The organism is Pseudomonas sp. GW456-12-1-14-TSB6 (assembly GCF_059424205.1).
On sequence record NZ_JBWKZE010000028.1, the window covers coordinates 78,714 to 85,442 of the forward strand.

Here is a 6,729-nt window from a genome sequence, read left to right on the forward strand (position 1 = left end):
CAATCAGAGGACTTTCGCCCGGATAAACAGACGCTTTGAAACGAAATTCGCCATGAGGTTCCGGCCCTGGAACCTCGGACGATGCTTTACAGACAAGTGGCAAGTACCCGCGCCAGCTTCTGCGCGCGCGGATCCATCAGGACATACGGCCCAAGGGTGTTTGTCACAAATCCGAAGGCCACATCGTGCTCCGGATCAGCAAAACCGATGGAACCACCCGCACCCGGATGCCCGAATGCACGCGGGCCGAGGCCGTAAGTGGCATTCGGCACGTCGGGTTGATCAAGCATGCAACCGAGACCGAAACGGGTGCGGGTCAGCAAGGTCTTGTCCTCGCCGAGGCTGTGTTCGCGGGTCAGTTCTTCGAGCATTTCGCTTTCCAGGAGGCTGCCGTCGAGCAGACCGGCGTAGAACCCGGCCAGACTGCGCGCATTGCCGTGGCCGTTGGCCGCCGGTTGCTGCATGCGGCGCCATTCCGGCTTGTTGGTGCTGGTGAGCACCGACGGCGGATTGGTGAAGGCCCGAGTGGTCATCGCTGTTGGTTCGCGCATGGTGACTTGCAGCAGGCGCTGGGCGGCGGCGTCGCCAGTGTTGCCTTTGCCACGGGCAATGTGCGCCACGCGATGGAATTCTTCGTCGGCCAGACCGACATGAAAATCCAGCCCCAAAGGTTTGGCGACCCGCGCGACGATCGACTCCCCCGGTCCACGACCGTCGGCGCGCCGCAGCAATTCGCCGATCAGCCAGCCGTAGGTAATCGCGGCATAGCCGTGACCGGTGCCCGGCGTCCACCACGGTGCTTCGGCCGCGAGGGCGTCGACCATGGTTTGCCAGTCGTACAGCGCTTCCGGCGCCAGCAATTCGCGCAGGGCCGGCAGACCGGCCTGATGGCAAAGCAGTTGGCGCAGGGTGACGGATTCCTTGCCGGCAGCGGCGAATTCCGGCCAGTAACGGGCAACCGGCGCATCGAGCTGCAACTTGCCTTCGGCAACCAGTTGCAGCGCGGTGACGGCGGTGAAGGTCTTGGTGCAGGAGAACAGGTTGGCGATGGTGTCGCTGTGCCAGGCCTCGGCGCCGTCCTTGTCGGCGGTGCCGAACCAGAGGTCGAGGACGGTTTCCCCGCCGACCCGGATGCACAACGCGGCGCCGCGTTCCTGGGGATCGTCGAACAGTGCGGCGAAGGCTTCGCGCACCGCTTCGAATTGAAGCTCGTAATGTCCCTGAATCTGCACCCGCAACTCCCCCGCGAAAACGCTCTACAAAGTGGCCCGCATTGTTCCAGCCCAAGAGGCTTTTGGGAACCGCTGCGGGCCGGGCGGTCTTCAGGTTTCGTAATGATCAGTGACCGTTGCCGGAATGCCCGCCGGTGTGGCCTGCGCCATGCCCCGGGCCTTTGCCGGCGTCAGCCTTGCGGCCGCCTTCGGTTTCGTGGCCGGCCTTGTCCGCTGCGGCAGCCGCTTTCTGCGCCTCTTTGCTCAACTGATCGACGGTCGCCAGGTTGCTTTTGCGCACTGTTTCGACAAAGCCCTGAAACGGCAGATCAGTGACCCCGACCAGACCAAAGTGACCGTTCTCGCCATCGAGCAGGCGCCCGGTCACCGGTTGATCCAGATACTGGAACCAGTGCACGCCGACAATCGACGGTTCGCTCAGCGCCTGTTTGAGGAAGTTGGCGTAGGCCGGGCCGCGATCTTCTTCCTTGCTCAACGGGGTCACGCCGCCCCAGAACGGGCCACGGTCGGTGGAGCCGAAGTTGAATTCGGTGATCAGCACCGGTTTGTCGAGGTTGCGCAGCGCGGCGAAGTCATAACCGTCCTGGGGTTGCAGGGTGTACATGTTGAAGCTCAGCACGTCGCAATACTGGGCGCAGGACGCCACGGCTTCCGGGGTGCTGGTGGCGAAACGGCCACCGAGCAGTAACTGGTTCGGCGCGTGCCATTTCAGCGAGTCGGAAATGGTCTTGAAGTAGGTATCGGCGAAGACCTTCTGGAAGTATTTGAAGTCGGCCTCGATTTCCGGATGCTCCGGGTTCGGCAGCGGCGCCTCGAAACCCGGGTCTTCCATCAATTCCCACGCCGGCAGATCAATGCCCCAGGCCTTCGACAGCCCCGCCTGATTGCGGTACTTGTCGCGCAACTGCTTGAGGAACGCGCGTTTGGCCGGAACGTCGGTGGTCATTTTCAAGGTGCCGTAGGCCAGCGCGTAACGGGATTTCGGATCATCGCCGGGGCCGGCCCAGGCCAGTTCGTTGTCGGCGAAGTAGCCGATCAGCCACGGATCATCGCGATGATCGCGGGCGGCAATCGCCACGGCGCGTTCGGTGGCCATGGCGAAACGCGGATCGAACGGGTCAGGCATGCCGCCCCACCAGTCGGTCCCGGTGCTGATGCTGGTGTAATCGCCGACGATCGACAGCGGCAAGGTGTACGGCATGCGCTCGGCGTCACTGAGGGCGGGGGCGCTCCAGTTACCGATGGTGTTGAAGCCCCAGGCTTGCAGGCGATCAAGGGTGTGGCTGGCCCACTTTTGTTCGTCGACCGTGTTTTTGCACGGTGTCGCGACACTTTGCCCGGTTGTCGCGGCCGACTCGGCAACCCCGGATTTCGGCTGTTCGGAGGCGGCTACCGGTGCACTGGCGTTGGTTGCCGCCTCTTCGGCGGCGCCAGCCTTGGCGGCTTCGGCGACACCGGCCTTGTTGCCGCTATCCGGGATGCATGGCTCGCCATAAAGGCGCTGAAGGTTGGCGCCGTAGAAGTCGTACCAACGCCCGAAGTTGTAGCCACGGCCCTGATCGGCGCCGTTGCCGCCACGGTTATCACCCTCGCCGAAGTGGCTGGCCAGCGGCTCTTCCGGTTTTGGCAGGGATTCAAACATCCATTCACGGCCGGCCACGTAGGTCTGGTTGACCTCCGGGCTGACGGTGTTCACGCCCAGGGAATAGAACGGATGGCCCTCGGGCGTCACCAGATACCAGCGGCCGTCACGTTTCTCGGTGCGGAAGAAACCGCTGGCCTTGAACGCCGGGCCTTTGCTCCAGCCACCGAACTTGTCCAGCGAGGATTTTTCGCGCTCGGCCAGCCAGGTGTTCAGTTGTTGCTGTTCTTTGGCGGCGGCGGATTTCAGTTGTTCGTCATTGGCGACTTTCTCCGGCCACTTGCCGCGAGTCGACTGGCCATAGGCGTCCACCAGATTGCCGTAGGCGGATTTGATCACCTCGCCTTCGTCCTGCACGCCAAAGCGCTCGAGCAACAGACTTTGCGCGGCTTTCGGCTGGTCCATCGACAGGCTGACCGATACCACCTGGCTGCGATCCAGCTCACCGCTGCTGCTCGCCAGCAGAATGCGCTGCCCATCGATCGTCATCGGCATCACCGGGCCGGCTTTCATGCCCTGGCTGAGTGGCGAGGTCGCGGTCAACGGCACGAGCAAGGTCTGCGCCGGGCCGGCCGGCAGGTCAACGCGGCTGACCAGGGTCTTGCCGTCGTTGCTCTGGATTTGCACGTAGACGGTCACCGCCCAGTTCATCGCGCTCTGGATACGCAGGCTCATCATGCCGGACTGTGACCAGTCCCAGGCACCGGTCTGCGGGGACAGACGCAAGGTCGGGCGAGCCGTCGGGTTGAACGTCACCCGGCGCAGCACTTCACCCTCGGGAGTCTGCTCGGCGTTGGCTTGCGGCAGGTCGGCGTTTTCGGTCGCCACTTTCACCACATCGGCGGGGCGAACAAAGTTGAACAGGGTCTGCTGGCCGGCAGGTGCCGCGAATAAAGGCGCAGCGAAAACCAGGGCAAAAACGGCAGGCAACGAACGACGAATCATGAGAACGGAATTCTCCCTAACGACCCGCAAGGGCCAATGGAAAAGCAGTGACAGAGAGATAGACAGCGCGGCGGGCAAAACTGCCCACCGATGTCTCAGGATATTTCACGACGGAAAGGAGGCAACGCATTGAGGATCGCCTTGCCGTAGCGCTGGGTGACCAGCCGCCGATCCAGCAAGGTGATGGTGCCGCGGTCTTCTTCGGTACGCAGCAGTCGGCCGCAGGCCTGGACCAGCTTCAGCGAGGCATCGGGCACCGAGATTTCCATGAACGGATTGCCGCCACGGGCCTCGATCCACTCCGACAGCGCCGCCTCGACCGGGTCGTCCGGCACCGAGAACGGGATCTTGGCGATCACCACGTGTTCGCAGTAGGCCCCCGGCAAATCCACGCCTTCGGCAAAACTGGCGAGGCCGAACAACACGCTGGAATCGCCGCCATCGACCCGCGCCTTGTGCTTGTTCAGGGTTTCCTGTTTCGACAGGTTGCCTTGAATGAACACTTGCTTGCGCCAGTCACGGTCGAGGCCGTCGAACACGTCCTGCATCTGTTTGCGCGACGAGAACAGCACCAGACTGCCGCGCGAGCCTTCGACCAGTTCCGGCAGGTCGCGGATGATCGCGGCGGTGTGGGCAGCGGCATCCCGCGGGTCGGCCTTCAGGTCCGGCACCCGCAACACACCGGCATCGGCGTGATGGAACGGGCTCGGCACCACGGCGGTGACGGCTTTTTTCGGCAGGCCGGCGCGCATGCGGAAGCGGTCGAAGGTGCCGAGGGCGGTCAAGGTCGCCGAGGTCACCAGACAGCCGTAGGCCACGTTCCACAGGCTGCGGCGCAGGGTTTCGGCGGCGAGGATCGGGCTGGCGTTGACCTCGATGTCGAACAGCGAACCGCTTTCGGCCAGGGTCAGCCAGCGGGCCATCGGCGGGTTGTCTTCCGGGTCTTCGGCGGTGAACGCGGTCCACAGTTCCCAGTTGCCGGAGGCACGGGACAACAGGCTGCCGAACAGTGGATACCATTCCTCGGCCTGATTGCTGGCGATGCCGATGTTGACCTCGCCGTCCATGCCTTCCTTGAGCAGATCCGTCAGGCGGGTGAACAGGTCGTTGAGGCGGGCGAAGCCTTTTTTCAGCTCGATGCCCATCTCGCGCATGTGCTCGGGAATCACCCCACCGATGAAGCGGTGACGCGGACGTTCGCGGCCTTCGACATCTTCACCGGGCTTGAAGTCGGCGATCTGTTCGCAGGCGGTGAACATGAACTGCTGCTGGGTCTTGATCTCCCGCGCCAGCTCCGGCACCTGCTCGATCAGCTTGCCGAGATCGCCCGGCAGCGGGTGCTGGGCCAGCAGTTTGGTGAGGTTCTTGGCGGTGGTTTCCAGCCAGTCGGCGGTGGAACGCAGGCGCGTGTAGTGAGCGAAGTGGCCGATAGCCTTGTCCGGCAGGTGGTGGCCTTCGTCGAACACATAAATGGTGTCGCGCGGGTCTGGCAACACGGCCCCGCCACCCAGTGCGAGGTCAGCCAGCACCATATCGTGGTTGGTGACGATCACGTCGACCTTGCCCATACCTTCGCGGGCCTTGTAGAAGGCGCACTGGCCGAAGTTCGGGCAATGACGGTTGGTGCACTGGCTGTGATCGGTGGTCAGGCGCGCCCAGTCGGCGTCTTCCAGCGCGTTGGGCCAGCTGTCGCGGTCGCCGTCCCATTTATTGCCGGCGAGTTTCTCGATCATGCTGGTGAACAGCTTCTGGCTGGCCTCATCGACCTCGATCTTGAAGCCTTCTTCTTCGAACAACTGGGCGGTGGCGGTCTGTGCGTGGCCTTCCTGCAACAGCATGTCGAGCTTGGACAGGCACATGTAGCGGCCACGGCCCTTGGCCAGGGCGAAGCTGAAGTTCAGCCCGCTGTTGCGCATCAGGTCGGGCAAATCCTTGTAGACGATCTGCTCTTGCAGGGCGACGGTGGCGGTGGCGATCACCAGGCGCTTGCCGGCCAGTTTGGCCGTCGGGATCGCGGCCAGGCTGTAGGCCACGGTCTTGCCGGTACCGGTGCCGGCTTCCACCGCGACAATCGCGGGGTCGCCACTGCGCCGGCCTTCGTCGTCGGTGTCGATATCCCCGAGGACCTTGGCGACTTCAGCGATCATCAGGCGTTGGCCGTAACGCGGCTTGAGGCTCTTGGCCTCTAGAAAACGCGAGTAGGCGCCCTGGATCGTGGTTTTGAGTTCAGTGCTGATCATTGAGTGTCGGGCGCAAAAAACGCTGGATAAATTTTCAGTGGTTCGGATGGGGGGCTATCATACCCCGCGAATCAATCCTGCGCAGATCGGAGTACCCCAATGACACCTTTTAGCCTCGTTTACCCCATCCATGTAATGGCCGCGCTGGTGTGGGTCGGCGGTATGTTTTTCGCCTGGATGGTGCTGCGCCCTGCGGCGATGAAGGCCCTGGACGGTCCCGGGCGCCTGACGCTCTGGGTGGAAGTGTTTCAAGGTTTTTTTCGTTGGGTGTGGGGGGCGGTGATTCTGCTGCCGGTGACCGGGGTGGGCATGTTGCATCTGCAACACATCGCCTTCGATAACGCGCCGCGTTATGTGCAGGTGATGATGGGCTTGTACGTAGTGATGACCGCGTTGTTCCTCCGGATTCAGGCATTGATGCTGCCGGAACTGCGCACGGCGGTGCAGGCGAAGGACTGGCCGGCGGGTGCGGCAGTGCTGGGGCGGATTCGCAAGGTGGTCGGGTTCAACCTGCTGATCGGGGTGCTGCTGGTGGCCGTGGCTGCTGCGCGCCCCTCGTTCTGACAAGCGCGTTTTACCTGATCGTTCCCACGCTCTGCGTGGGAATGCAGCCCGTGACGCTCCGCGTCACTGGACGCGGAGCGTCCCTAAAGGCATTCCCACGCAGAGC

4 protein-coding genes are annotated in these 6,729 nt (G+C 63.3%); 1 reads left to right on the forward strand and 3 read right to left on the reverse strand.

Annotated features, from left to right (window positions below; all coding sequences use genetic code 11):
* Positions 1–86: 86 nt before the first annotated feature.
* The 3 genes from AC07Y2_RS22810 to dinG all read right to left on the reverse strand — a co-directional run bounded on the left by AC07Y2_RS22810 (position 87) and on the right by dinG (position 6,059).
* Positions 87–1,232, reverse strand: a complete 1,146-nt coding sequence (locus AC07Y2_RS22810; RefSeq protein ID WP_103386893.1) for a serine hydrolase domain-containing protein — start codon at positions 1,230–1,232, stop codon at positions 87–89.
* 106 nt (positions 1,233–1,338) lie between these two features.
* Positions 1,339–3,819 carry a beta-galactosidase gene (locus AC07Y2_RS22815; RefSeq protein WP_103386892.1) on the reverse strand — a complete coding sequence of 827 codons (2,481 nt, stop codon included), beginning with the start codon at positions 3,817–3,819 and terminating at the stop codon, positions 1,339–1,341.
* 95 nt (positions 3,820–3,914) lie between these two features.
* Positions 3,915–6,059, reverse strand: a complete 2,145-nt coding sequence (dinG, locus tag AC07Y2_RS22820; protein ID WP_007952008.1) for an ATP-dependent DNA helicase DinG — start codon at positions 6,057–6,059, stop codon at positions 3,915–3,917.
* Positions 6,060–6,158: 99 nt separating this feature from the next.
* On the opposite strand from dinG, the gene AC07Y2_RS22825 reads away from it, so the two are divergent.
* Positions 6,159–6,623, forward strand: coding sequence for a CopD family protein (locus AC07Y2_RS22825; RefSeq protein WP_103386891.1), 465 nt, complete (start codon positions 6,159–6,161; stop codon positions 6,621–6,623).
* Positions 6,624–6,729: the final 106 nt, after the last annotated feature.

What these genes read in the sequence shown, in the direction of transcription:
- AC07Y2_RS22825 (WP_103386891.1), top strand. Translation starts at nt 6,159, where the DNA reads ATGACACCTTTTAGCCTCGTTTACCCCATCCATGTAATGGCCGCGCTG.
- dinG (WP_007952008.1), bottom strand. Translation starts at nt 6,059, where the DNA reads ATGATCAGCACTGAACTCAAAACCACGATCCAGGGCGCCTACTCGCGT.
- AC07Y2_RS22815 (WP_103386892.1), bottom strand. Translation starts at nt 3,819, where the DNA reads ATGATTCGTCGTTCGTTGCCTGCCGTTTTTGCCCTGGTTTTCGCTGCG.